This is a genomic window from Halopelagius fulvigenes (assembly GCF_055398025.1).
The window spans coordinates 2,439,082-2,464,909 of sequence record NZ_AP043846.1 but is presented as its reverse complement, the minus strand read 5'-3'; the positions used below and the strand labels follow the sequence as shown (position 1 = coordinate 2,464,909).

General features: G+C 64.7%; 25 protein-coding genes and 1 pseudogene. 11 read left to right on the top strand and 15 right to left on the bottom strand.

Features of this window, described 5'->3' with window-relative positions:
* Nucleotides 1-2: 2 nt before the first annotated feature.
* Both ACZ522_RS17510 and ACZ522_RS17505 read right to left on the bottom strand, forming a co-directional pair.
* Nucleotides 3-590 (bottom strand): peroxidase-related enzyme, encoded by a 588-nt coding sequence (locus tag ACZ522_RS17510; RefSeq protein WP_379696690.1) that lies wholly within the window; start codon nt 588-590, stop codon nt 3-5.
* A gap of 80 nt (nt 591-670) precedes the next feature.
* Nucleotides 671-829, bottom strand: coding sequence for a hypothetical protein (locus tag ACZ522_RS17505; RefSeq protein ID WP_379696693.1), 159 nt, complete (start codon nt 827-829; stop codon nt 671-673).
* A gap of 334 nt (nt 830-1,163) precedes the next feature.
* Here ACZ522_RS17505 and ACZ522_RS17500 point away from each other — a divergent pair, with 334 nt between their 5' ends.
* The gene (locus ACZ522_RS17500) at nt 1,164-2,153 is read left to right on the top strand and encodes a hypothetical protein (protein ID WP_379696695.1); all 990 of its coding nucleotides are present in this window, start codon (nt 1,164-1,166) and stop codon (nt 2,151-2,153) included.
* Between the two features lie 18 nt (nt 2,154-2,171).
* Here the strand turns inward: ACZ522_RS17500 and ACZ522_RS17495 are convergent, their stop codons facing one another.
* Complete coding sequence (locus tag ACZ522_RS17495; protein ID WP_379696698.1) at nt 2,172-2,684, bottom strand: metal-dependent hydrolase; 513 nt, start codon at nt 2,682-2,684, stop codon at nt 2,172-2,174.
* Nucleotides 2,685-2,777: 93 nt separating this feature from the next.
* Here ACZ522_RS17495 and ACZ522_RS17490 point away from each other — a divergent pair.
* Together ACZ522_RS17490 and ACZ522_RS17485 are read left to right on the top strand one after the other, a co-directional pair.
* Nucleotides 2,778-3,233, top strand: a pseudogene (locus ACZ522_RS17490) (mechanosensitive ion channel family protein); the annotation flags it as partial.
* A gap of 107 nt (nt 3,234-3,340) precedes the next feature.
* On the top strand, nt 3,341-3,583 hold the full coding sequence (locus ACZ522_RS17485) for a hypothetical protein (protein ID WP_379696701.1): 243 nt from the start codon (nt 3,341-3,343) through the stop codon (nt 3,581-3,583).
* A gap of 48 nt (nt 3,584-3,631) precedes the next feature.
* Here ACZ522_RS17485 and ACZ522_RS17480 read toward each other — a convergent pair whose 3' ends face one another.
* A complete protein-coding gene (locus ACZ522_RS17480; protein ID WP_379696704.1) occupies nt 3,632-5,221 on the bottom strand; it encodes a uracil-xanthine permease family protein in 1,590 nt (529 codons plus the stop codon).
* 188 nt (nt 5,222-5,409) lie between these two features.
* Nucleotides 5,410-5,907 (bottom strand): chemotaxis protein CheW, encoded by a 498-nt coding sequence (locus tag ACZ522_RS17475; RefSeq protein ID WP_379696705.1) that lies wholly within the window; start codon nt 5,905-5,907, stop codon nt 5,410-5,412.
* 232 nt (nt 5,908-6,139) lie between these two features.
* Here ACZ522_RS17475 and cheB point away from each other — a divergent pair, with 232 nt between their 5' ends.
* From cheB to ACZ522_RS17455, 4 genes are read left to right on the top strand one after another with little or no spacing between them, the layout of a single operon-like run.
* Nucleotides 6,140-7,306: a chemotaxis-specific protein-glutamate methyltransferase CheB gene (cheB, locus tag ACZ522_RS17470; protein WP_379696708.1), complete on the top strand. Its 1,167-nt coding sequence runs from the start codon at nt 6,140-6,142 to the stop codon at nt 7,304-7,306.
* Nucleotides 7,307-7,308: 2 nt separating this feature from the next.
* Entirely contained in the window at nt 7,309-9,705 is a 2,397-nt protein-coding gene (locus tag ACZ522_RS17465) for a chemotaxis protein CheW (RefSeq protein WP_379696710.1), read from the top strand.
* Entirely contained in the window at nt 9,705-10,538 is an 834-nt protein-coding gene (locus tag ACZ522_RS17460; RefSeq protein WP_379696713.1) for a CheR family methyltransferase, read from the top strand. Before ACZ522_RS17465 ends, ACZ522_RS17460 begins: the two co-directional genes overlap by 1 nt.
* Nucleotides 10,539-10,547: 9 nt before the next feature.
* Nucleotides 10,548-11,432, top strand: coding sequence for a CheF family chemotaxis protein (locus tag ACZ522_RS17455; RefSeq protein ID WP_379696716.1), 885 nt, complete (start codon nt 10,548-10,550; stop codon nt 11,430-11,432).
* 913 nt (nt 11,433-12,345) lie between these two features.
* Here ACZ522_RS17455 and ACZ522_RS17450 read toward each other — a convergent pair.
* From ACZ522_RS17450 to ACZ522_RS17420, 7 genes are read right to left on the bottom strand one after another with little or no spacing between them, the layout of a single operon-like run.
* Nucleotides 12,346-13,401 carry a CheF family chemotaxis protein gene (locus tag ACZ522_RS17450; RefSeq protein WP_379696719.1) on the bottom strand — a complete coding sequence of 352 codons (1,056 nt, stop codon included), beginning with the start codon at nt 13,399-13,401 and terminating at the stop codon, nt 12,346-12,348.
* Nucleotides 13,398-15,122: an archaellar assembly protein FlaJ gene (gene flaJ / locus ACZ522_RS17445; RefSeq protein WP_379699860.1), complete on the bottom strand. Its 1,725-nt coding sequence runs from the start codon at nt 15,120-15,122 to the stop codon at nt 13,398-13,400. Before flaJ ends, ACZ522_RS17450 begins: the two co-directional genes overlap by 4 nt.
* A 35-nt stretch (nt 15,123-15,157) precedes the next feature.
* Entirely contained in the window at nt 15,158-16,825 is a 1,668-nt protein-coding gene (locus tag ACZ522_RS17440; RefSeq protein ID WP_379696722.1) for a type II/IV secretion system ATPase subunit, read from the bottom strand.
* A complete protein-coding gene (gene arlH, locus ACZ522_RS17435; protein WP_379696725.1) occupies nt 16,825-17,577 on the bottom strand; it encodes an archaellum protein ArlH in 753 nt (250 codons plus the stop codon). Before arlH ends, ACZ522_RS17440 begins: the two co-directional genes overlap by 1 nt.
* Nucleotides 17,574-18,029, bottom strand: a complete 456-nt coding sequence (gene arlG / locus ACZ522_RS17430; protein ID WP_379696728.1) for an archaellum stator protein ArlG — start codon at nt 18,027-18,029, stop codon at nt 17,574-17,576. The genes arlH and arlG overlap by 4 nt, the downstream gene beginning before the upstream one ends.
* A gap of 1 nt (nt 18,030) precedes the next feature.
* Nucleotides 18,031-18,471 carry an archaellum stator protein ArlF gene (gene arlF, locus ACZ522_RS17425; RefSeq protein WP_379696730.1) on the bottom strand — a complete coding sequence of 147 codons (441 nt, stop codon included), beginning with the start codon at nt 18,469-18,471 and terminating at the stop codon, nt 18,031-18,033.
* Nucleotides 18,455-19,960 (bottom strand): flagella accessory protein C, encoded by a 1,506-nt coding sequence (locus ACZ522_RS17420; RefSeq protein ID WP_379696733.1) that lies wholly within the window; start codon nt 19,958-19,960, stop codon nt 18,455-18,457. The genes arlF and ACZ522_RS17420 overlap by 17 nt, the downstream gene beginning before the upstream one ends.
* 630 nt (nt 19,961-20,590) lie before the next feature.
* Between ACZ522_RS17420 and ACZ522_RS17415 the strand changes: the two genes are divergently transcribed.
* Entirely contained in the window at nt 20,591-21,337 is a 747-nt protein-coding gene (locus ACZ522_RS17415) for an RAD55 family ATPase (protein WP_379696736.1), read from the top strand.
* Between the two features lie 198 nt (nt 21,338-21,535).
* Here the strand turns inward: ACZ522_RS17415 and ACZ522_RS17410 are convergent, their stop codons facing one another.
* The 3 genes from ACZ522_RS17410 to ACZ522_RS17400 all read right to left on the bottom strand — a co-directional run bounded on the left by ACZ522_RS17410 (nt 21,536) and on the right by ACZ522_RS17400 (nt 23,412).
* On the bottom strand, nt 21,536-22,138 hold the full coding sequence (locus tag ACZ522_RS17410; RefSeq protein WP_379696739.1) for an archaellin/type IV pilin N-terminal domain-containing protein: 603 nt from the start codon (nt 22,136-22,138) through the stop codon (nt 21,536-21,538).
* Between the two features lie 12 nt (nt 22,139-22,150).
* A complete protein-coding gene (locus ACZ522_RS17405) occupies nt 22,151-22,822 on the bottom strand; it encodes an archaellin/type IV pilin N-terminal domain-containing protein (RefSeq protein ID WP_379696742.1) in 672 nt (223 codons plus the stop codon).
* Nucleotides 22,823-23,073: 251 nt separating this feature from the next.
* The gene (locus tag ACZ522_RS17400) at nt 23,074-23,412 is read right to left on the bottom strand and encodes an ArsR/SmtB family transcription factor (RefSeq protein WP_379696744.1); all 339 of its coding nucleotides are present in this window, start codon (nt 23,410-23,412) and stop codon (nt 23,074-23,076) included.
* Nucleotides 23,413-23,579: 167 nt separating this feature from the next.
* Here ACZ522_RS17400 and ACZ522_RS17395 point away from each other — a divergent pair, with 167 nt between their 5' ends.
* From ACZ522_RS17395 to ACZ522_RS17385, 3 genes are all read left to right on the top strand, one after another.
* The gene (locus tag ACZ522_RS17395) at nt 23,580-24,155 is read left to right on the top strand and encodes a DUF7500 family protein (protein ID WP_379696747.1); all 576 of its coding nucleotides are present in this window, start codon (nt 23,580-23,582) and stop codon (nt 24,153-24,155) included.
* 114 nt (nt 24,156-24,269) lie between these two features.
* A complete protein-coding gene (cheY, locus tag ACZ522_RS17390) occupies nt 24,270-24,638 on the top strand; it encodes a chemotaxis protein CheY (protein ID WP_379696750.1) in 369 nt (122 codons plus the stop codon).
* Nucleotides 24,635-25,825, top strand: coding sequence for a chemotaxis protein CheC (locus tag ACZ522_RS17385; RefSeq protein WP_379696752.1), 1,191 nt, complete (start codon nt 24,635-24,637; stop codon nt 25,823-25,825). Before cheY ends, ACZ522_RS17385 begins: the two co-directional genes overlap by 4 nt.
* Nucleotides 25,826-25,828: the final 3 nt, after the last annotated feature.

Below are 25,828 nucleotides of genomic sequence, written 5' to 3'. Positions count from 1 at the left end.
GCTCACTCCCGCGGTTCCCGGCCCATGCCGTGGAACTCGTCGTTCGGACGCATGTCCGCGAACATCGCCATCCGGTTCGAGAGGTTGAAGAAGGCCGTCACCGCCCCGATGTCCCAGATTTCCTCCTCGGAGTACCCCGCCTCGCGCAGGAGTTCGAAGTCGGATTCGCCCACCTCCGTCGGTCGTTCGGTGAGTTTCACCGCCACGTCCAGCATGGCGAGTCGTTCGTCGGAGACGTCCGCCGTCCGGTAGTTGGCGACGAGTTGGTCCGCGAGTTCCGGGTCCTCGGCGTAGATGCGGACGAGTGCGCCGTGGGCGACGTTGCAGTAGTAGCAGTGGTTGACGCCCGAGACGGCGACGATTATCATCTCCACCTCCTCCCTGTCGAGGGAGGTGTCCTCGACGAGGGCGTCGTGGTAGTCGAAGAACGCCCGGAAGTGACTCGGCTTGTACCCGAACGTCGCGAAGACGTTCGGCGTGAAGCCCGCCCTCTCCGTCTCCTCGTCGATTCGTTCCCGCAGGTCCGCCGGGAGTTCGTCGTACTCGGGGACCGGAAAGCGCCGCATCGCGTCGGAGTCGAACTCGACCATGCCGGTATTCCTCCCGGTCGACGCTTAATGATTTGCGCCCGCGTCGCGCGTGTCGCGCGTCGCGTGCGCCCGCCCGACACCTACAGGAAGGCCGTGGCGAACGCGTAAATCGCCCCGCTGAGTATCATCGCGGAGAGGAGAATCGCGAACCACCGGCGACCGTTTCCCGGGAGGGAGGGCGCGTCCGACGGGAAGTACGGCGAGAGCGGTTCGTTCGGACCCGGGTCACTGTTTCCCATATGACACCTTTTCGGCGCGCTTCGTATCACTGTTTCGTCGGTGCGGTAGTCGGGCCTCAAAACAGGTCCAGATAGCAGGTGACGACGAGAGAGACGGCGAACGGGACGGCGGCCACTCTCCAAAACGACCCGGCGGGCAGTCCCGCCAATAGGAGGCTGTCGGTCATCCAGGTGAAACAGACCGCCGTTAGAAGGATGACCGCGGCCGCCCCTATCGCGTCGGTAGACCGTCTTCCGAACACTGTCGTCGCCTCTCTGCGCGCAAGCGTAGTAACGATGTCGCGCCTCCGACGGATGAGAAACTGCTTTGGTTGGCGAACCTGACTCTCTCCCGATGCCCTCCGGCAAACTCACTCGGCGACGCGCACTCGCCGCTTGCGGACTCGGACTGATATCTCCCTTCGGCGGTTGCTCGCAGGTGTCTCCGACGGGCACCGCCGATTCGTCCCGGAAACTGGCGCTGTCGCTGTCTCCGTTCGAGGAGTCGCTTCGGGAGCGATACGTCGTCGATCTGACCGAGACGCGACCGTCGTGGGACGAGGAGGCGTTCGACGCGGCGTTGAACGGGTCGGCGTACACGACCCAACACCGCACGCCGTTCCTCGCCCGCGGCGACGACGAACCGACGTACGCGCGCCGGAACGGGACGTACTACCGCCTCGATTCGCTCGTCGTCGGCGAATCGGAGGTGACGCACCCCGTCCTCCGAGTGTACGAAGTCGAAGGGTCGAGTGGCGACGCCCCCGACGCCGTCGCCCACTCGTCGCTCCCGGAAGCCGACAGGCGGGCGGTCAAAATCGCGTACTTCGCCGCGCGGGCACGGGGGAACGTCGGCGGCGTCCCGTGGGGACTCGTCGAACGCGACGGCTACGTCTACCGCGACGAGGTGGCGATATCGTCCAGTCGAATCCTCTCGGACTCTGGCCCCTCGCGCGTCGAGTATCGGGAGACGGTCTACGAAGTCGAGGTGACGCGGGAGACGTTTCACGAGGCGGTGTACCGGGCGAACGTCGAACCGGTCGCCGACTCCGAATCGGAGATGGAGACGATTCTCCGGGCGCGCCTCCTCGACGCCCGAATCGCCCGCGAAGACCTCTCTCCGGGGGCGAGAAAGGTCGTACGGGACGCGATACGGGAGGCGCACAGCGAGTCGCACCCGTACTCGCCGGCCTTCGAGTCGGTGCTGAAGAAACTCGACCGCTGGACCTACCTCGACGGGAACGTCGAGAAGGACGGGGGCGTCGAGTCGGGCCGCCGCCGCGGATACCTCCGGTACGACGAGCGATACTTCGGGTACAGGCTCCAGTTCGTCTCGGAGGCGTGACGCCCCCGCGGACTCCGCTCACAGCCTGACCGCGAGGACGAACGTGCTCGACGCGACGAATATCCCCACCGCGAACAGACCGTAGTTGGCGATTCGACTCTTGGCGGGCCACAGCGACAGCGAGTACCGGTACCCCGAGAGCGGCCACAGGAAGTTCACCCCCATGGGGGTGAGCACGTCTCCGAGGAGATGCGCGACGACGGTGAGAGCGCCGACGAAGAAGCCGAACGCCGGGAGTCCGACGCCCGCGGGGCCGAGCGTGAGGGCGACGCCGAGGTCCGACCCCGCGGAGGTCAAAAGCTGCCCCGCGCCGGCGAACGCTCCGCCGACGGCCGCGGCGAACGGGAGCGAGTGCGTCGGACCGCGGTGGTCCACGAACGGAATCCGGTGGTCCACGTCCGGCAGCATCGCCAACCCCACCATCACCGCCCCCGTCAGGAACGCCAGCTCCGGCCGCCCGAGGCGGAGGAGGGCGAACCCGACGGGCGAGAACACCACGAGGGAGACGCCGTAGTGCCCCAGTTGGTACATACCCCCCGTCGGCGGGGCGGCCGGAAAAAGCGACCGGTCGCCGCCGGAGACCGTACCGGAAACGGTTATCTCTCGGCGACGTCTGTCTCCGCCATGTTCGGCCCTCTCGTTCGTATTCTCGACGGTCTCGGTGCGTGGGAGGTCACCGCACTCGTCCTCCTCGTCTCCGTCGGCGCGGCCCTCGCGTTGGAGTTCGTCGTCCTCCGCGCCGCCCGCCGCTACGTCACCCACACCGACACGGAGTACGACGACATCGTCCTCTCGGAACTGCGGGTTCCGGTCGTCCTGACGGCCGCACTCGCCGGCGTGTTCGTCCTGACGCAGGTGCCCGCCGTCCGAACGGCGGTGCTGGTGGACCCCGCGACCGTAGAGCGCTTCTTCGGCCTCCCCTCCCTCTCCGTCATCGTCGTCGTCTGGGCCGTCGCCGCGAACAGAACCGTCAACCGCGTCGTCGACTCCGTCTCCGAGAAGGGGAGCCGGTACGACTTCGCGCCGGTGTTCTCGAACGTCTGGACGCTCGTCGTCCTCGCCGGGGCCGCCGCGACGCTCCCACTTCCACCGCGGACGGCGACGCCCTCGGCGCGGACGTCGCCTTGAACGGCGGTCCCGCGGAGGAACGCCCCAAACGGTAACCTCGCGGGGGACAGAACGGCCGTATGGTCGCGCCGATGCAGTCGGCCGTCGCGGAACTCTTAGACGGCGTCCTCAACGCGTTCGGGCCGTTCGTCATCCCCGTCGCGTTGTTCGCGTTAGGGGCCGTCGGTTACCTGCTTTTAGTCTCCGTCGGGCGCGCGGGGGTCGGGGACGAGACGCCCGACGACGACACGCACGCGACGCTCCGCGACGACGGTGGAGACGGCGGAGAGAGAAACGCCGACCGGTCGGACGACGACGCCTGACCGGGCGGCGCGGGAGGGGCGGCGAGGAGAGGACCGTTCGGGCGGGGGTCAGTCGGCCTTCGTCTGTCGTTCGTCGCTTCGGACGAAGCGGTCGTAGGCGGAGGCGAAGTCCTCGTCCGCCTCGGCGGCGTCCTCCCACTCGTCGAGTCCGCGTTCCTCGCGGGTTCCCTCGACGGTGTTGTCGAGGACGAACGCGAACAGGCCGCCGACGGCCATGCCGGTAGAGCCGATGACGTAGACGGTGTTGGCGACGATCTGGGTCCCGAGAACCGGGCCGAACAGCCAGACGCCGCGCATTCCCTCTTGGAACGCCTGCGCGGACCCGACGTTACCCATGTACGAGGGGACGGCGAGGCCGACGAACAGGGCGACGCCGACGATGAAGACGTTGCGCGAGGAGTCGAGGTCGACGTACTTGAGATTCGAGAGGCCGACGGCGACGATCTGACCGAACATGGCGACGTAGAGGCCGCCGACGATGGGGTCCGGGATGGTGGCGACGAGTTGGCCGAAGTAGCCGACGAAGCCGACGAACAGCATCACCGCCGCGCCGATCTGGACGACGTAGCGCGAGGCGACGCCGGTGAGGCCTATCGCGCCGATGTTCTCCGAGTAGGAGGTGGACCCGCTCCCGCCCATGATGCCGGAGAACACGTTCATGATGCCCTCCATGCCGATACCGTGGTCGATGCGCCTCTTCGAGGGCGCGCCGACGCCCGAGAGGCGCGCGACGGCGTGGTAGTCGCCCAGCGACTCGATCATGGAGGCGGCGACGCCCGCGAGCATCCCGACGAAGAAGGAGGCGGTGAACTGCGGGACGCCGAACGCCACGGACCCGACGAGGGGGAGTCCGACCGTCACCGTGTTCGGCCCGCCCGCGAAGCCCCACTGCAGGGGGTAGATGGGCACGAACGCCGGCGCGGACAGCACCATCCCGAAATCCACGTACCCCGGCGTGCCGGGCGCGTAGACGCCGGCGGCCGAGAGGGCGGCGGCGACGACGTACGCGGCGACGATGCCGAGGAGGACCGGGAACAACTGGAACACGCGGTGGGCGGTGTCGAAGTACTGCGAGAACAGGACGATGAGAAGCAGGGTGAACGCGAGGAGCCACACGTTGCCCCCGGCGGAGGTCACCTGCGGCGTGTTGAAAAGCGAGAGGCCGATGAGCGCGATCGTCGGCGCGATGACGACCGGCGAGAGGTAAGAGCGGAGTTTGCCGAGGAGGCCGAGGTAGCCGACGACGATCTCGATGAGGGCCGCCGCGATGATGGCCCCCTGCAACTGGAGCAACGCCGCCTGCCAGTCGGGGCCGGCGGGGTTCGTCGCCGTTACGACGCCGACGACGGCGAGTGCGGGCGCGAGCATCGAGAACGGCGCGCCCTGCACGATGGGGTAGCGGTTCCCGAACGTCGTCTGCGCCAGCGTCGCCACCCCCGAGACGACGAAGAACGTCCCGACGAAGCGCGGGATAATCTCGGCGGGCATGCCGAGTGCGCCCGCGAGGATGAGGGGGACGGCGATGTTCGCGCCGACCATCGTGAGGTAGTGTTGGACGCCGAGAAGCAGCGAGGTTCCGAACGGCGGTTTGTCTTCGATGCTGTACTCCACGAACGACGAGTCGCCCCCGCGACTCATCTGTCATCCCCGTCCATGTCTGTCGATTGGGTTCGTATCGACGCACATATATCCGACGTTCTGCGTCCGACGCGACGCGCGAAAACGACGGCGCGGCGGCCTGCGTCGTCGTCGCCGGCGACTGACCCTCGTGCGGCGGTCACTCGGCGGGGGGAAGAAAATCGCAGAAGAGAGACGGCGCGACCGGTTCAGGCCGACGCGACGGCGTCCACCGGCGATATCCAGATGACGAGGTGGCCGTCGCGCTTGATGACGCCCTCGATGGCGTCGTCCTTCTCTAAGGGCGGTTCCTCGACGTCGTCCATGCCGACGCGGACGACCTGATACACCTCGTCGACCAGCCATCCGATGGCCGCTTCGTCGTCGAACTTCCCGGGGTCGAAGATGACGATGCGCTTCGACTCGTCCTCGTCGCCCTCGACGTTGAGAAGCGACTTCGGGTTGACGATGGAAGTGGTCCGTCCCCGCAGGTCCATCACGCCCTCGACGTAGTGGGGCGCGTTCGGAACCGCGGTGAGCGACCCCTTGTCGACTATCTCCGAGACGTAATCGATGTCGACGCAGTACGTCTCCGACCCGAGTTTGAACTCGAGCACCTGCACCTCTCGGGTTGACTCTTCTTCCGTGTCGTCTGCCGCCGCCCCGGTGGTCGCTCCGGCACTCGCGGCCTGTGTGTTCTGCGACATGTTGTGTCCTCCGACGCCGCCTCGGCGACGCCGGGCTTGCTCGTATCTGGCGCGAAGCCGCCAATAAATGTACGTACCCGATTATCAGCCGTGATTCCTGCCGGGGAGCGTTTAAGGTGCCCAATTCGGAACGTCGTCCATAGATGAGCGGACAGAACAGAGTACGAACGGCTTCGAGGCGGGCGATCCCCGCAGACCCCGGCGTTCCCGCGAGGGTAGCGGGGTCGCACCGATGAGCGCCGTCTCCGGTCCCGGTAACGGCGACGCGAACACCCGTGCCGTCGTTGTGGACGACTCGCGGTTCATGCGGACCCTCATCCGCACGCTGTTGGAGGACGGCGGCATCGACGTCGTGGCCGAGGCGGAGAACGGCGCCGACGCCGTCGACGTCGTCGGCGACTGCGAACCCGACGTCGTGACGATGGACATCGAGATGCCCGAGATGAACGGCCTCGAAGCGGTCGAGACCATCATGTCCGAGTGCCCGACGCCGGTGTTGATGTTGTCCGCGCACGCCGACGACGGGGCCGAGGTGACCTTCGAGGCCCTCGACAAGGGTGCGGTCAATTTCGTCACGAAACCCGGCGGGGAGGTCACCTCCTCGATGCCGCGGGTCAAACGCGAGTTGGTCGAGAAGGTCAGGTCCGCCGCGGCGGTCGACCTCTCGGCGGCGCGCAGGACGAAACGCGAGACGGCCGGCGGAGCGACCGACGGGCCCGCGCGGACGGACGACGCGGCCGAACCGACGAGTCCCGGTCGGACGTCGTCTTCGGGCGCGTCCCCGTCTTCGCGGGCGACGGAAGACGAGGGGGCGTACCCCGACGTCTCGACGGTCGTCGTCGGGGCGTCGACCGGCGGCCCGAACGTCGTCGAACGAGTTCTCGGGGACCTGCCGACGGCGGCGAACCTCCGAATCATCGTGGTGCAGCACATGCCGAAGGGGTTCACCGAACGCTTCGCCGACCGCCTGAACGACCGCTCGGAGTACGACGTCCGCGAGGCGAGCGACGGAGAGGAGATAGGCGTCGGCGAGGCGCGCATCGCCCCCGGCGGGTCGCACCTGCTCGTCACCCGCGACCGGGGCGGGCGACTCACGCTCGAACTCACCGACACGCAACCGGTCCACGGGGTCAAACCCGCGATAGACCTGACGATGGCTTCGGCCGTCGAATCGGTCGAGGGACCGCTGGCGGGCGTCCTCCTGACCGGCATGGGGCGCGACGGCGTCGACGGGATGGGTCGCATCCACGCCGCGGGAGGACACACTGTCGCACAGGACGAAGAGACGTCAGCCATCTTCGGCATGCCGAAGCGGGCCATCGAGACCGGCTGCGTCGAGACTATCGTACCCGCGGAGGGCGTCGCTGACGGCGTCCTGCGCGGCCTACAGGAGAACTAACGATGGACGAGGAACTCTACCAAGCATTCATCACCGAGAGCGAAGAGAGCATCACCCGACTGAACAACTCGCTGCTGGAACTGGAGTCGAACCCCGAGGACACCGACGCCATCGACGAGATTTTCCGACAGGCGCACACCCTGAAGGGGAACTTCGGCGCGATGGGCTTCGACAATGCGGCGACGGTCGCCCACGCCGTCGAGGACCTGTTGGACGAGATTCGACACGACCGCCTCGACGTCACGGCAGAGCGCATGGACCTCGTGTTCGACGGGATGGACGAGATTCTCGAGATCCTCCATGAGATAGACGAGCACGGCGAATCGCGGACCGACCCGACGGAGCTTGTCGAGGAGATTCGCGCCGCGGCCGAAGGCGACGACGGGTCGGAGGCGCCGGCGGGAAACTCGGACGCGGCGGCCGCTGACGGGTCGGCCGCCGCCGACTCGTCTTCGCCGGCCGCCGAAACCGACGTGGCGGCGCTGACCCGCGACGTGCTCGACGGGGGAACCGTCGCGGGCGCGGACCACCTCTACCACGTCGCCGTCGAACTCGACACGGGCGAGATGAAGGGCGTAGACGCCGGACTGTTCCTCGGCAACGTCCCCGAGGAGTTCGACGTCGTGGGCGCGGACCCCCACGTGGACAGCATCGAACGCGGCGAGTTCGAGGACGGCTTCTCGCTGTTCGTCGCGAACGTCCCCGGAGAAGAGCTCGACGCGACGCTCTCGGGCCTCTGGAAGGTCGAGTCCGTCGAGTGTACCGACGTGTCGGGTGCGTTCGACGGTGCGGCCGATGCGGGCGGCGCGAAACCGGAGGCGGACGCCGACTCCGAGACGGACGCGGACGCCGGGTCCGACTCCCCGGCGACGGACGACACAGAGAGCGTCGTCGCCGACCCGTCGGCGGAAGTAGACCCCGAGGAAGCCGAGGCGGCCGTGGAAGCCCTCGCCGCGTTCTCGGGCGGCGAGTCCGACGACGCCGAGGAAGCGCCCGAGGCGGACGCAGACGCTCCCGAGTCCGACGCCGTCGAGGCGGACGCCGGCGGAGACGCCCCCGCAGCGGAGTCGTCCGCGGACGGAGGCGACGACGCGTCGGACTCGACGGCGTCCGAGGCGGAGGAGAAGAAAGCGAAGAAGGGGAAAAAGGAGAAGGGCCGCTCCATCTCGGCGGTCAAGTCGGTCCGCGTGGACGTAGACCAACTCGACCAACTCCACGAACTCGTCGAGCAACTCGTCACCAGCCGTATCAAACTCCGGCAGGCGATGGAGGGCGAGGGTACCGGCGGCGAGACCGGATTGGACACGCTCGACGAGTTGGACAAGATATCGACGAACCTCCAGAACACCGTCATGGACATGCGGCTCATCCCGCTGAAGAAGGTGTTCGACAAGTTCCCGCGCATGGTCCGCGACATCGCGCGCGAACAGGACAAGCGCGTCCGCTTCAAGGTGGAGGGCGAGGACATCGAACTCGACCGGACCATCTTGGACGAGATATCCGACCCGCTGATGCACGTCCTCCGGAACGCCGTGGACCACGGCATCGAGATGCCGGACGAACGCGAGGCGGCGGGCAAGTCCCGCACCGGGACCATCGAACTCAGCGCCCGCCGGCAACACGACACCGTCATCGTCACCGTCGAGGACGACGGCGGCGGCATCGACGCCGACGCGGTTCGCGACAAGGCCGTCTCGAAGGGACTGGCGACGCGCGAGGAGATAACCGAACTGCCCGACGAGGAGGTGTACGACTACGTCTTCCACCCCGGGTTCTCGACGAACGACGAGATTACCGACGTGAGCGGACGCGGCGTCGGCATGGACGTCGTCAAGACCACCGTCGAATCGCTCGACGGGTCCGCGGACGTCACGAGCACGGAGGGGGAGGGCTCGAAGTTCACGATTCGCCTCCCCGTCTCCGTCGCCATCATCAAGGTGCTGTTCGTCAGCGTCGGCGACCGGGAGTTCGGCGTTCCCATCAAGTACATCGACGAGATCTCGCGCCGCCAGCGCGTCGAGACGATAAACGCCGCGGAAGTCGTCGTCCACGAGGATCGGATATTCCCGCTCATCCGCCTCCGGAACGCGCTCGACGTCGATATCGACGAGTCCGACAGCGGGATGGTCGTCCGCATCCGGCCGGAGGACCGGCAGGTCGCACTCCACTGCGACCGCGTGACCCGTCAGGAAGAAGTCGTCGTCACGCCGCTTCAGGGACCGCTCAGCGGAACCCGGGGGCTCTCGGGGACGGCGGTCATCGGCGATGGGAACGTCATCCCCATCCTCGACGTGAGCACGCTCGAACTCCCCGAACGAGGCAGGCGGGCGATGCGGGAGTGGACGCCGCCCTCGACCGGTGAGGAGGGCGCGACGGACGTAGAGGAGGCGGCCGACTGATGGGGCACTCCGACCTCTCGGCCGACGAGGGGTTCCTCGCCCTCCTCGACCACATCGAGGAGTCGCTGTCGTTCGCCACGAGTTCGTACAACAACGCCTACCTCGACAGGCGCATCTCCGCGCGGATGCGACGCCGCCGCGTGGACGACTACGAGAGCTACCGAGCGCTGTTGCTCGACGACGCGGAGGAACGGACCGCGCTGCTCGACTCCCTGAGCGTGAACGTCACGAGTTTCTTCCGCAACCCGAAGGTGTGGGGCGCGCTCCGGGACGTTCTCGCGGAGTTGACCGCCTCGGGGCGCACGAGAGTGTGGAGCGCGGCCTGTTCGGACGGCCGCGAGGCGTACTCGCTGGCGATGCTCGCGCACGACGACGACCGGATCGACCCCGCGGACGTCGAAATCCTCGGCACGGACATCAAGCCGACGATACTCAGCGCGGCCCGGCGCGGCGAGTATCGGGCCTCGGAGACGAACGACCTGCTCGAACAGCTGTCGCCGCTGGACGACCACGAACGGTACATCGAACGCGACGGCGACTCCTTCCGGGTCGCCGACGAAGTCCGCGAGTTGGTCTCGTTTCGGAACCACGATTTGGTGCAGGAGGAACCGCCGCAGACGTTCGATCTCGTCCTCTGTCGGAACCTGTTCATCTACATCAACACCGACGCCAAGCGCGCCATCTTCGAGACGCTCGGTTCCGCGCTCGCCCCCGACGGCTATCTCACCATCGGGATGACGGAGACGATACCGCCCTCCTGCCGCGGTCGGTTCGAACCGGTCGAGAAACGGCTTCGCATCTATCGAAACAGCGCGGGCGATCCGAACTCGTGAGGTGAGTGGATGAAACCCGGAGAACAGAAAGTCAGCGACACCAGCGGCCGGTTCCTGCAGGCGCTCCGGAACGGCCGCGAAGTGAACGACGCCAACTGGACGAACGGCCGCATCCTGCTTTCGAACCAGCGGCTCATCCTGGCGGGGACGGGGGGGAAGCGGACCTTCCCGCTCTCGACCATCGAACAGGTCGGCGGCCGGTTCGACGTCAATCAGCGAGTCGCGACCGTCTCCGACTATCTCGCGCTCCGGTACGACGGCGGCGAGGAAGTCGTCCTCGTCGCGCCCAAGGACTTCGACGAGTTCGAACTCGACCTCTACGGTGCGTTGCTGAACTCGACGAAGTTCCTCGTCCGCCACCCGGCCGTCGAGGGGGGCGTCGTCCAGAACACGGAGTGGGTCGGCGCCCGCATGAAAGTCGAGGAGGAGGCCGTCAGCATCGCCACCGTCACCGGGTCGTTCGTCGAAGTGCGACTGGACGACATCGGCGACATCAACATGGGCCGCCGGACGGTCCGCGAGGAGTCCCGCGAGGTCATCGAAGTCGAACACTCCTACGACGACGGGACGAGCGTCCAGACGTACATCTCCGGCCCGGAGCAACCCGTCGGCATCCTCAAGTCGCTGCTCAGAATCGGCGAGGAGCAGACGGAGATGGCGCTGGACCTGAGCAAGACGGACAAGCAGGTGCTCATGGCGCTGTACTCCGGCGTCTCGCCGTTCGACATCCCGGCGTTTCTCGGGCTCGACGTGGACGAAGTCGAGGAACTGTTCGTCCGACTCATCGACCACGACGTCTTAGACGAGGTGCGCGTCCGACACGAGGTCGAACTCAACGCGCGCGGGCGGAGCATCGCGGCGGACGCGATAGAAGACGACCAAGCCTCGATGTAAACCCACCTTTTTACTTCGTCGGGTCGCGCTACGCGCGACCGCTCACACGAGAACGCGCGCGTTCTCGTTTGCTCGCGAGACGCAACGCGTCTCGCGAACCTCGCAAAAAAGCTGGACCAAAAAGTTTCCGCGAGGCTCGGGCGAAGCCCTCGCTCGCGGTGCAAGTCGGTGTCCCGCGGCGGCTACACCTTCCATCGACGCGGCACGTTCCAGTTGGTCTCTTCGTCCTCTCCCGAAGCGATTCGACCGACCGTGATGTAAAGAGAAAGTACTTATCGACAGTTCTCGGTTCGTCAGTATAGCTCTCCCCCTTTCTCGCCGTACAAGGTTACTCCGTCGAGTCGGTGCTGTCGGTCTCGGTACAGTTCTTGTTTACGCTGGCTGTCTCGGGTTGTTCAACCTCCGGAATACCGGGGGGAACATGGTGATCGTTCTTCAGAGCTACTGCGGCATCGCAGTAGGAACCGGAGTCGCGCTGGGTTATGGTGGAGTTATTCAGCCACAATCTCTCCGGAGGATTACCGTCGTGGCTCTTCGACTTAGCACGATAGCACTACTTCTCTCAAGTCTCATCTCCCTCGCCGTTGGTCTTAGGCAGTGGCGGGGAACTCGCTCCCTTCTTCGCCGTGCTGGGAGGAATCTGTATTGGGTTAGCACTCCTCGCTCGGTCTTTCTCGGTGAGACTCAACCAGGGCTCTCCGTCGGTACCAGACGAATAGTATAGGAAACCACGGACAGTTCTGATGGCCTGTACTTTGTACTGTGCTGGTAAACTATCGCACTCTCTCCTAACGACCGTTTCGTCGCGAACGAACCAAAACGAACGGTTGCCCCCGCCGAGTACCTCCTCCGTCGTCGGCACGCACGTCTCGTCACGTTACCGAAATTTCGACGAAGCCGCGATTGTAGGACGTTAGACGTTGACGTCCTCTATCTCCTCGTTGACGACGAACCGCCCCTGCGGCGTGAGTTCGCACGGCGTCGTGTCGTCGGTGATGAGGTCGTCCTCGAACAGTTCTTCGAGTTTCACCTCCAGTTCGGTTTCGTCGAGTTCCAAGAGCGACGCGAGGTCGATGTTCGGTCCGGTGGAGTAGAGGCCGACGAGCACCTCCAGTCCCTCCTCGCTCACCTCCACGTCGCGCACGTCGCTCTTTATCCAGTGGTAGATGAGTCGGAGGTACCGACCGAGGACGTTCATCTTCCGCCGCGACGGCAGGGATATCTCCGTCGTGACCGTCTGTCCGTTCTCGACGTGCTGCACCGAGAGGACGAGCTGTTTCTGCTCCTCGACGGTCCGTTCGATGACCTCGAAGAAGATGACGGAGGCGAGGTCGATGGTGAACGGTTCGTCCCCGTCGCCGAGGGAGTCGTTTCCGGGGAACGTGACGGACTCGTAGTCGAGGTGGAGTCCGGTCTCGCGCTTCGGGGAGTCCATGACGCGGCCGCCCACCTTCGCCGGGTGGGTGACCATCGTCTTCGACCCGTTCAGCGCCGCGCGGAACAAGAGTAGCGAGAACTTCTCGATCGTGTCGCGGTGCCCGCCGATGACCGTCGTCTGACGGCGGTTGTCGACGATGTACCCCACCATCACGGTGTAGTCGAAGAACTCCTCGACCTCCGCCGGCACCTGCCCGACCGCGATGTCGAACACCGAGGTGATGGGGATGACCGTCTTCGACCGCGAGGTGGCGAGGATGAGGCGGCGACTGCTCATCAGGACGCGACCCTTCACCGGGTCGAACGAGGCGTTGCCCCCCGCGACGAAGTTCGCGACGAAGTCCACGACGATGGACTCGCCGTTGTCCGTCTTCTTGTTCCGACGCTTCGAGCGTTCTCGTTCCTCGTCCGTCGTCTTCGGTTCCTCCTTCTTCTGCCGATAGGCTTCGAGCAGGTCTTCTCCCTTCGATTCGGCGTTAGCCGGGGAGGGGCCCGAGCCGTCCGCTTCCGTCTCTTTGTCTGTGTCTGTCATACGCTGATCAGGGCTCCCGCGAGCGACGAGGTGGCGACTGCGCTCGCACAGCCGATCCAGGTGAGGACGACGAAGTGAAGGTACGCGTTCGCTTTGTGCCCGCCGTCGACCATCCGGATCATGAGCGACGACAGCAGGGCGTTGAACAGGATGATGAGCGTCAGCAGGTACTCGATGAACGGGATGTCGTACACGCCCGCGTAGATGAGTTGGCCGAACTCCAGTTGGGCGAGGTTCATCTGCGTGGAGAACGACGCCAGGATCTCGACGACCTCCAGCCCGATGAAGAACGCGAACGACGCGGAGGCGGTGATGCCGTACAGCACGCCGATGAGCGTGATTGTCGACTGTTCGCGCTGGCGGCGGAGCTTGATGACCTCGCTCATGTTGGTACTGATGAGCTCGCCGAGCTGTTTCGGCTCGCCGCCCATCTGTCGGCCCACGTTGTACATCTCGCTGAACTTCTGGATGAGGTACGAACTCGACTCCGCCGTGAAGAAGAACCACGACCGGGTCGGACCGATGCGCATCTTCAATCGGGTGTAGAGTCGGCCTATCTCCCGAGTTAGCACGCCGAAGTCCTTGTTTCGGAGGGTTTTCAACACCGCCGTCGTCGTGCTCTGTTTCGCGCTCTCGGACGCGCCGAGTGCGCGGATGAACCCCGGGAACTCCTCGTCGCGTTCCTTGATTCGATTCTCGTGCCGGCGCGCGATGATGCCGGGGACGGCGAGGGGAGTCAGCGGCGTCGCCAACAACAGCGGAACGGGCGTATCGACCATGACGCCCTGTATCGTCCGTCCGACGGGCGTCACGCCCGCGGTTCCGACGGCGAGGACGACGATAAAGAGGAACGAGAGCGCGACGGCCCCGTAGAGGGTGATGTCTATCTGCCGGTCGGCCTTCGTCCGGAAGTCGTCTTGGTGGTACCAGAGGGGGTCGTACGGCGACATCGTTCTGATGACGTAGTAAAAACCCAGTTGGACGAAGACGAACAGGACGATGACCGCCGCGATGGTCATTGTCGCGTCCGTCCCCGTCAGTATCGGGAGGACGATGGCGTTGATGATGGCGAACGTCATCGACAGGATCATCGAGAGGTAGAGGTCCTTCATCACTTCGAGGTTCCCGAGTGCGCTCTCGTACACCGTGATGTACTTCTGAATCATCGCGCTCTGCTCGCCGAGGAGGAAGTCGTCGATGCTCTGCCCGGCGTTCAGCGAGTACGAGAGGCGGTCGAGGAAGTCCGCGAGGGGCTTCGAGGGGACCTGTCTGGCCCGACGGCGACAGGCGTCGTCGAGCGACTGGTTCCACGTGTCCACCAGCTGCGTGATGCGGCGCATCTCGATCGCGAGTTCGCCGTACTCCTCTTCGCGCCCGAGCACGCGGAACACCTGCACTCGGTCGATGTTGGTCGTAGAGAGCACGGTCATGTGCGTGATGACGAGGTGAAGTTGGTTCTCCAGCCCTCTACGCTGTTGTTCGACGAGGAGGCGCGGGTACAGAAGCCCCGCGACCAGCATCAGCGAACCGAGGAGGAAGATGGGGATTCGGACGAGTACCGGTAACGGAAGCAGTAGCGCCCCGAGGACGGACGCGAAGAACAGGACGGTGGTGGGAAGGAGAACCACGAGCCCGTACCGACTCGTCTCCATCGGCATCCGTTCGTACGAGTCGAGGACCGAATCGAGGAAGTCGCGGGCCTGTTGGGCCTGCGTCGTCATCCCCCCGTCGCCCGCGGCACCTGCTCCCGACACGATCACACCCTCGCCATATCGAACGGCAGTCCCTCGACGCCGTCACGCTGGTAGTCTTCGATCAGTTCGTTCGACTCGTGGTAGCCGACGACGTTCTCTTGGATGGCCCGGCGGACTATCTCCGCGCGGAACTCGATGTCCTCGTATATCTTCCGGGTGTCCGAGTACCCGAGGAGGGTCGCGATCTTCTCCTCCATGATGAAGGAGTTGTTCCGCCCTTGGAACACGATCTCGTCCTCGACGGGGTCCCAGTAGAACGCCTCCCGGGTCACGACGCCGCCCATCTCCTTCGAGTACCCTTCTATCTCTTGGACGCTCGTCACGCGACGGAGGATGTCGTTGCCCCGCTTGACGCGGTTCTGGAACAGGGCGATGTCGCAGTTCGACATAAACGTCTCGGGGACGTTGATGGGGTCGCCGGTGAACCGCTGAATCATGGAAACGATGTCGGAGGCGTGGAACGTCAGCATCACCGGGTGACCGGTCTGGGCGGCCTGGAACGCCATCCGCCCCTCTTCGCCACGAACCTCCCCGACGATGATGTAGTCGGGGCGAGAACGCAGCGCCGCGGCGACGAGGTCGAACATGTCGACTTCGGAACCGCCGCCGCGCCCTTCGCGCGTGAGGAGTTGCTGCCACGTGTCGTGCGGCGGAAGCACCTCGGCGGTGTCCTCCGCGGTGTAGATCTTCGAGTCCTGCGGGATGAACGACGTGATGGCGTTCAGCGTCGTCGTCTTCCCGGACGCCGTCTCGCCGACCACGAACACCGTCCGCTCGTTCTCTAACGCTATCCAGAGGTACGCACAGAGTTCCGGCGACAGCGTCCCCCACTTCGCGATTTGGAACGCCGACAGCGGAACGTCGTCGCCCTGACGGATGGTGAGGCTCGACCCTTTCAGCGACACGTCGTCGGAGTAGATGATGTTGATACGCGACCCGTCCGGAAGCGTCGAGTCGACGATGGGGTGCGCGTCGGAGATGGGGTCGCCGATTCGTTCGCCCATGTTTCTGAGCCAGTTGTCGAACTGGCCCTTCGAGTCGAACTCGACTGTGGTCTCGAGCAGGCCGAACACGCCGTGGTCAACGTCGACCTGCCTGGGGCCGATGACGTGAATGTCCTCGTTCGCCGGGTCGCGCATGATGGGTTCGAGCGGTCCCAACCCGACGATGTCGCGCACCAACCGGTACTGTATCTTCTCGTACGTCTCCTTGGTCACCTGCACCGGGCCGAGGTCGAGTCGCTGGATCAACTCCTGGATGCGACCCTCCCGGGCACCTTCGATGGCGACGATCTCCTCGAGGAGCTCCCGAATCCGCTCTTCGTACTCGACGTCCTCCTCGGGTGCGGGTTTCGACACCGAGCGTTCGAGGAGTTTGTCCTTCACCTGGTCGAAGATGTCGTGTTCCTTCTCGCTGAGTTCGGGTTCGATGGCGTAGTACTTCGTCGTCTCGCCGAAGTTCCCGTAGACCTGCGCGTATATCGGTCCCCCGAGGTGGTAGACGATGTTCGGGCGACGCGACTCGTGGTCGCCGCCCGGTTCGTCGATGAGCATCGGAAACTCGCCGGTGATCTGCTTGAACCGCTTGAGGTGTTCACGCAGGTGGGACCACCGCATCGCGTGTTGTTTCAGTTCGTCCGAAATCTTGGACGAGCCGTGGTCCGTCGGCATTACGCGACACTCCTGCTTTCGATGACGATGCCGATTCCGGACCGGACGGAGAACCCGACGCGGTCGCCGACCTGTTCGCCCATCCCCGCGAACCGCTTGACGAAGATGTTCCGGCGCACGTCGTTGCCGACTTCGACCATCTCCAGTTCGAGGAACACGTCGGCGATGGAGCGGAACGGCCCTATCGCTTCGTCGTCGACCGTCGAGGGGTCGACGGTGAGGACGATGGTCTTGCCCTTCGTCGTCAGCTCGCGGAAGAACGAGATGATCTCGAGGGCGGCCTGTCGCTCCTCGTTCTGCCGGACGAGCGCCTCGAACTGCGGGTCGTTCCGCAGGATGGCGTCGAACGTGTCGATGATGACGACGTCGGCGTCCCAGACGGTGTCGGCGTCCATCAGTCGGCGGAGCAGCTGCTTTCGCTCCTTCTCCGCGCTCCCGCCGGTCAGCGTCCCGGAGGCGTCTATCTCCGCGTGGAGGAACAGAATCTCCTCGTCCAGCAGGGGCTTGACCACGTCGTACGACAGCGAGTGCATCTGGTCGAGGAAGCCCCGGACGCCCAACTCCGTGGAGATGAGCGTCGTGACGACGTCCTCTTGACAGAATCCGTAGGTGAACCGCTGCGAAAGGACGCTCTTACCGGCGCCGTAGTCCCCCTCGATGAGGACGATGGCTCCCCTCGGGAGTCCACCGCCGAGCTCCTTCTCCAAGCGGTCGTGCTGTGCCAGTCCGAGAGAAAAGTGATTTGCGTTCATGCGTTCGTCCTGAATTTGAATATCTCTTCGTCGCCGTTGATGACGACCTTCACGCGGTGGTCGCCCGCGTCGAGCGACAGTCCCGACACCGTCACTTCGACGACGCCGTGCGGCCGCCAGTTGGCGCTTCCGTCGACGACGGTGACGCTCACGTTCGTCTGGTACTCCGAGTCGACGATGACGTCGAAGGTTCCGCCGGCCGCCGGGAGCGTCCTGACCCCGGTGTTCTTCACCAACAGCGTCACCGTCCTCTCGCTGTCGTTGTAGACACCCGCCTCGCTATCGCTGATAATCTCGATGTCGGTTTCGATGTTCTCGGCCACGTCTCCGCCGCGTTCGTCGAGCGCGTTGCTGATTCCGCTGACCGTGTCGATGAGGACACCCGCGACGCCCGCCGCGATGACGAGGCTGGCGATGAAGAGGATGAGGCTCGGAGCGGAGACGTCTGCCATCTTAGCTCACCACCGTGACGGTGTGACTGTCCGAAACGCCCGTCTCGGTGACGATCTTCACGCGCGAGGCGTCGGTCGCCAAGTCGATTCGGAGCGTCTCCCCCGGCGCCCAGAGGTCGGTGTCCCTGTCCCCCTCGACGTAGGTACTGGCGGACACGTTCTGGTACTCGTTGTCCGCGAGTACCGTCGTATCCCGAACCGAGAGCGTCGTCGAACCGGTGTTGTTCACGAGAATCACGACTCCGTTTCCGTCGCTGGTGTTGTACGTCGCATTGAAGATATCTATCTCCGTGTTCCGCCGGTCGAGGAGTCGCTCGTGGTTCTCCTCCTCTGCGTCCGTCAGTTGCTCGGCGGTACCTGCCGCTGCGGTGTACAGCGTGCCCGTACAGATGAGCACGCCGAGGAAGATTATCGCCGTCGAGCCACTAACGCCGAAGCCCACCGCGACCCCCTCTCCGACCGTGAGCGGAGAGCTCTTCGAGCAGGCGCGCCTCGGCGACGTCGCCCGCCAGTCGGCTGATGTACGTCAGGCTCTCCTTGTGGTGTTCGACGCGCAGGTCCCGCGGCTCCTCCGTCGACGTCGACGGACCCCGTCCGTCGGGCCGACGAGCGCTGCTCGTCGACGTCGCGGACGCCGCGTTCCGCACGTGAGCGTTCATCTTCCGCTCGACGTGCCGGGAAATCCACTCCTGCTCTCTGTACTGTCGAAGCGCGCGGGCGGCGCCGATCGCGCCGCCGACGGAGACGAGGAACCGAGTCCACTCCAGCGCGACCGACTCCGTGATGTAGCTCGCGGGCAGCGCGGTGAGGTACTCCGGTCCCTCGTTCGCGTCGGCGTTCGCGCCGCGTCCGGACTGCGACTCGACTCGGCCCGACCGGGGCTGGGAGCGACGCTGCGTCGGCGCGGGCTGCCGTTCGACCGGTTCCGGTTCGGGCGTCTCCGTCGCCGCGTCGTGGTCGAACTCGAACGCCTGCGGTTGGTCGTCCGACCCGGCCTCGTCCTCCGCGTCGTCCTCGAAGTACGCGTCCGGCTCGTCGGCGGCGTTCGCCTCGCCGTCGGAGGGCGACTCGTCGGTTTCGTCGGCCGCGGGGGACTCGCCGACCAACTCCTCGGTCGTCGGCACGCCGGAGTCGTCGGACGCGATGTCCGCCTCGTCGAGGGGCGACTCGTCGACGGGTTCGTCGGCGGCGCCGCCGTCCTCGTCGAGTTCCTCGTCCCAGCCCTCGTTCTCCTCGTACTCGGACTTCAGGTCGTCGAAGCTCGACCCGCCGCCCGACGACGATTCGCTCTCGTCGCCGTCGTCCAAGGCGTCGGCCGGACTCGCGCGCTCCTCCCCGGCGAGTTCGTCCTCGGCGGCCAACTCGGCCTCGCCGGCCTCGGCGTCGATCTCGCCGAAGTCCTCGTCGAAGAAGCTCTCGGCGTCCGCGCTGGCGACGTCGGGGTCGAGGTGTTCGTCCTCTTCCTCCTCGCCCTCGAAGATGCCGAACGCGCCGCCCCCTTCGAGGCCGCCCATCTCGCGGGCGTCGTCCACGAACGGGTTGATGCCGCGGGTGACCATCTCGTAGATGTCGAGGAGCTTCCTGATGGTGTCGTCGAGGTCTTCGACGGTCTCCCCTATCTGTTTGTTCTCCTCGCGGACGGTGTTCATGCCGGACGAGACGGCGCTCAGTTCGTTTTCGAGGTCGGAGATGCGGTCTTCGAGCTCGGCGGCCGTCGAGTCGTCGACGGAACCGCCGCCGCCTCCGCCGCCGAACTCGTCGTCCCCGAACTCGTCTCCGTCCTTGAACTCGTCGCCGTCTCCGAAGTCGCCGAAGTCGTCGGAGAGGTCGTCGAGGTCGTCGTCGAATCCGAGTCCATCGGTGGCGACGGTGTTCTCGCCGTCGGACGGCGAGCCCTCCTCGTGTCCGTCCATCCAGTCCATCATTCCCATCCGTCTCGCCTCCGTCTCCGTCGAAGGTCGCGCGCGGATGCGAGACGGAGTCCCGCGTCCCGCAAGGCGGGGCGCTGCCGCGTGACCAGACCGTCTCTGGCGGGTAGTCGAACGTCGCTCGACGTCGTTCGACCACGCGTACGTGACCGACGAGAGTGCCTCGCCAACGGCGCCGCCGAACGGCGTTCCGTGGGCCGCCAGACGCGGTCTGGCGACACCGACGAGCGAAGCCCGCCGGCCGATCGGACTGCGTCCGATGACGTTGCCGAACAGGGTTCGGCAAGCAGTCGGACTTCGTCCGACGACGTCGCAGAGCGATGCTCTGCGGGCCACCGAACCGTGTCCGGTGACGACACCGAACCGTCGTGGCGGTGACGCGCCGACTCCCGACCGGATCGGGTCTCCGGGCTCGGGGGTACAGGTAGCATTGGTCCTACTGTACTTACAGCAATACAAGAACGTTCGCTTTCGATTATCAGACGTGATATCGGAGAACCGCGAAGCCGGACCGTGGAGTGACCAGATATCCCGACGGCCGCACCGAATCGACCGACGGACGAGTGTAAGAAGAATTAACCGGATGGGGTACCGACCCACGTACCGATAACCTTCCACGGAAGTCACCCAATCATGCCAGAGTTCGTCAAGACAGGGGTCGAGGGACTCGACTCCATCCTCAACGGCGGCATCGTCAAGAACGCCGCGGTACTTATCAGCGGAAATCCGGGAACCGGTAAGAGTATCCTGGGACTGCAGTACCTGTACAACGGCGTCGACAAGTACGACCAAGGCGGAATCTACCTCACCTTCGAGGAATCGGAGGAGGACATCAGGCAGGCGGCCGAGTCCATCGGCTTCGAGAAGTGGGACGAGTACGTCGAGGACGGTCGGATCAGGGTGTACGACAAGCGGACGCTCCTGCGAGACGGCGACTTTTCGGCGACGCTCGACCGAATCATCGGCGACCTGCAGGACACCAACTACGACCGACTCGTCCTCGACTCGCTGACGATGTTCCAACTCTTCTTCGAAGACGAGAAGGAGCAGCGACAATACCTCCTGAAGTTCATCGACATCCTGAAAGACAGCGGTCTCACGTCGCTTCTGACGACCGAACAGTCGGCCATCTTCCCCGAGACGGAGATCGGTCTGGAGAACTTCCTGACCGACGGGAACATCTACCTCATCCAGAGTCCGGCGGGCGCGACGAGCAACCGGTACGTCTGGGTCGCGAAGATGCGCAAGCAGTCCATCAAAAACTCCATGTTCCCGCTCGAAATCAACCAGGGGGGCATCCAGATATACGAGCAGGCCGCCGGGTTCTCCATGGTCGGCGAGTCGCCGCCGTGGTTCGGCGAGGAAGACGGGCTCGAGTAGTCGGTTCTTCGTTCTTTCTCACGTCGGTAGGGTTACGTTCGACTGTCGTCGGTCATCCGTGACGCTTCGGAGAGCCGAGACGCTCGCTCGAACGGCGCGAGTCGCCGAAGGAGCCGTCGCGTCGTAGCGTCCGCTCGGCTATCGAGCGCGAGAAAATGAAAGGAGTAGTCGTCGTCGATACCGAAGGGAGGAGCGAACTTAGAGTATGACCGGTTCGCCCTGGTTCTTGCCCGCGAGCTGCTGGGGCATCGTCAGCATGACCTGCGTCGTGCCACCCGTTCGGCTGGTGATCTCGAGGCGGACCTTCTCGCCCGTTTCGAGGCCGCCCTGACCGTCCTCGATGGCAGACGTGTTGAGTCTGACCTCGTAGCGGTCGTTCATACTGTTGAGGACGCCGAAGGAACCGTCGTCGTCAGTGACCTTCTCGAGCGCGAAGTACGCGCCGTCGGCGGTATTGCTGGTCGAGTTCGTCAGCGTCTGCACCTCGGTGTCGCTGAGGTACTTGATGGACGTCTGGTCCATGTCGACGCTGCTGGAACCGGCGGCCAGGCGGACGGTCATCGTGATGTTGGCGATGTCCGTGTAGTTACCGACCGTACCGTGGGTGTTCAGAACCTCGACGCGGTTCGTCACCTTGTTAACGCTTTCCTGACCCGCGTCCTCGGCAGTCGCCTGGAGGAAGCCGGCCGTGTTCACGAGGACGCCCGCCGCGATCGCCGCGACGAGAACCATCGCGATGAACACGATGAGCGTACCGATACCGACCTGACCGCGATCTTCTTCGTTGAATATGTTTCTCATGTCATTCACTCCTTAGAGGGGAACCGGATCGTTGTCGCTCTGACCTGCCAGCTGCTGGGGCATCGTCAGGATGACCTGCGTGGAGCCGCCGGATCGGCTCGTGATTTCGAGTTTGACCGAGTCGCCGGTCGAGACGCCCGCACCGTTCTCCTCGACGAGGGACGTGTTGATGATGATCTCGTAGCGGTCGGCCTGGCTGTTCAGGACCGGGTACGACGCGCCGTCGTCGTCGTCGAGCGCGTACGCGGTGAACTCAGTGCTGTTGAGACCCTGGCTCGCTCCGGAGGAGTTGTACCGGTTAACGCTGCGGAGCTGCGTTCCGCTCGCAGTCGTCTCGTTCTTGTAGATGAGGTTCTTCGCCGTCGTTCCGCTCACGTACTTTATCGTCGTGTCTTCGAGCGACACACTGCCGGACCCGGCGGCCAGGCGGACGGTCAGATTGAGGCTGTCCACGGCAAGATCGCCACCGGATTCGTTGACCATACCGTGCTTGCTCACGACGTCGACGCGGTTGGTTACCTTATTCACACTTTCCTGTCCAGCGTCCTGCGCAGTCGCCTGGAGGAAGCCGGCCGTGTTCACGAGGACACCCGCCGCGATCGCTGCGACGAGCACCATCGCGATGAACACGATGAGAGTACCGATACCGACCTGACCCCGGTCGGCGTTGTTTTCTTCGAACATGGGTTAGTTATTCCAAATCGGTCCCCCACCCCCTCGCCGGAGGTGAAGACCTACGATCCTGAATATCATCGTATCCTACATAACGGTACGGGCCCGATTTTCGAAGATGATAACTAGGGGGCGTGTACCGAATCAATTAAATCCTACGCGCACGCGGGTGCGAATCAAGAGAAGAAATGGAGTGAGAGGGGGTAGCACGAAGGAGTCGATGCCTCTCTTCGAACGTAGGCAGAGTCGAGTACGCTGAGAACTCAGTCGTGTGCGATCTGACGCCAGACGTCGTCGAGTTTGTTCTTCACCTCGGGGCGTTCCGTCACGGAGACGTTGTAGTCGTCCTCGTCGAAGCGGATGACGATCTTGTCCACCTCGCGGCGGTAGACGTTCGTCCGTCGGTGTTCGTCGGAGAGGACCCTGTCGTGAAGCTCGAGGAGGCCGGCGGCGGTGAGTTCCTCGATGCGACGGTAGCACGTCGCGATGGGGATGTCGAGCATCTCGCTGAACTCCTGCGCCGAGTGGGGTTCGTCCGCGGCGCGTAAGATATCCGGGTTGTATTCGTTGCCCAACGCTGCAAGGGTCCTGTCAGACTCCATAGATGGGGTAGGTCTGTCGTGGGTCCATGTGAATGTGTTGGTTACCAGTATGACTCGAAGTCGAAAACGTTGCCCGCGTTACCCGGCGCACAACCGTCATCTCTCAAACATCAGTCATGCGGACTGTCGGCGATGGGCTTAATATTCCCCCGCCGGGACCAAGCACCATGGCTCCCGGAAATCCGCCCGAGGACAGAAGCCGTCGCCGCCGGGGGGAGGAGGGCGTCATCGGTCCGAACGAACTCGACTACTCCGACGACGACCGCGTCGCCCAGATTCGGGACGGTCGGTACGTCGTCGCCACCGACAGCGACGAGAAACCGCGCGTAGACGAGGAGGAGTCGCCTCCGAGGCACGCCGAGGAGGAACGCACCCTCGAAGAGCGGGGGAACTTCGCGAAACAGCAGATGGTGCGGTACGTCTCGGACAAGGGTGCGAGCCACGGCATCGCGGTCACCGCGTCGTTCGACGGACGGGTGGCCCAACGCGAACGGTTCTCCGACGACATCGCGACGGCGTTCGGCGACGTCGTCCAGTGGTACGCGAACCAAGTCAACGCCGACGCGACGCCGGAAGAGGTGCTGGGCATCCTCCTTTTGGCGTCGGACACCGACGTCGCGTTCCCGACCAAGGTTCTCGCCCCCGTCCTGCGGACGCACGGACTCACGACGGACGACTCCATCGGCGATCTGGTCGAGGCGCTGGGCGGAGACGGACTTCGGATCCCCCCCGAACGGCGCTAATCGCAGCCGAGACGTGGGCGGCGGGCGCGAACGGCGAATCGGTGCGGACGCACCCTATCATCGCTGATAATAGGGGGCGAGGGTTTATAGATGGTTTCTCGGAACAGTCTCTCCATGGCAACCACCGTACTGGTCGTGGACGACTCGGCGTTCATGCGGAACCTGCTGAAGCAGTTACTCGACGGAGAACACGAGGTAGTCGGTGAGGCGGAGAACGGCGTCGAAGCCGTCGAACTCTACCGAGAACTCGGGCCCGACGTCGTAACGATGGACGTCGTGATGCCCATCAGAAACGGGATCGAAGCGACGACCGAGATAAAGTCGATGGACTCCTCGGCGTCGGTCATCATGTGCACCTCCGTCGGGCAGGAGGAGAAAATGCGCGAGGCCGTCGAAGCGGGCGCGGACGGGTACATCACGAAACCCTTCCAGAAGCCCAACGTCCTCCAAGCCATCGACGACGTGGTGAGCGTCGAGGCATGAATCTCGACGTCCAGTCGTTACGAACGTTCAGCCGGCTCGCCCACTCCGGCGCAGAGCGCGCCGCGGGGTCGCTCACGCAGTTGACCGGCGTCGAAACGTGCGTCAACGTCACCAAAATCGAAGTGAGCACCCGCGGCGACGTCGAACGGGAGTTCGTCGAACAGGACCTCGTCAGCGTCCACATCGGATTCAACGGCGGCATCGACGGGCGGACCGTGCTCGCGTTCGACCGCGACAGGGCGGTCGAACTCGTCGACATCCTCGTTCCGGGGGCCGCGGAACAGCCCGACGGGGAGATGGCGACGAGCGGGTTGAAAGAGCTCGGCAACATCATGCTCGGCGGCTTCATCGACGGCTGGGCGGACTTCCTCGAAACGTCGATCGACATTACGACGCCGACGTTCGTCGACGTCGAGAGTCGAGGCGCGTTAGACGACATCACGGGAGACTCCGGGTTCGAGATGGACACCGGCGAGGACCACGTCCTCGCGTTCCGGAACCAGCTCGAGACCGCAGACGAGAAGGTCAACTTCTACATCTACATGCTCCCGACCCACGACTCCATCGATACCATCTCGACGGTCGCCGGGTCGGAGGGGAAGACGGTGCCCGTCGAATCGTTCACCTCCTTCTCCGAGATGATCACCGACGGCGCAGAACAGGCCTCCGAGGACCTGACGGCGATGACCGGAAGCGAGACGACCGTCGAGGTGAGCCGCCTCAGTTTCGTTCCCATCGAAGCGGTTCCGATGGAGCTCACGGAGGAGACGCGCCTCGGCGTCGTCTTGGAGTTCGAGGGCCTGCCGTCCGGTTACATCGCGATTCTGTTCGACAGGGAGTCGGCGGACAACCTCGCGGAGTCGCTCATGCCGGGGATGGAGGCGGACGCGGCGATGCGTCAAAGCGCGATTCAGGAGATAGGCAACATCACCACGTCGGGGTTCCTCGACGGGTGGGCGAACGCGCTCGAAACGACGATAGAGATCTCGCCGCCGACGTACGTCGAAGACCTCGGCTCGGCGATAATCGACCCGTTGGCCACCGAGCTCGCCCAGTCGCAGGAACACGCGTTCCTCATCGACTCGACCATCGTCACCGACAACGACGAGTTCACGTGCGACATCTACGCCCTCCCGAACGAAGCGCAGCTCCGCGAGGCGCTCAATCGCCTTGCGGCGGAAGCGTAACCC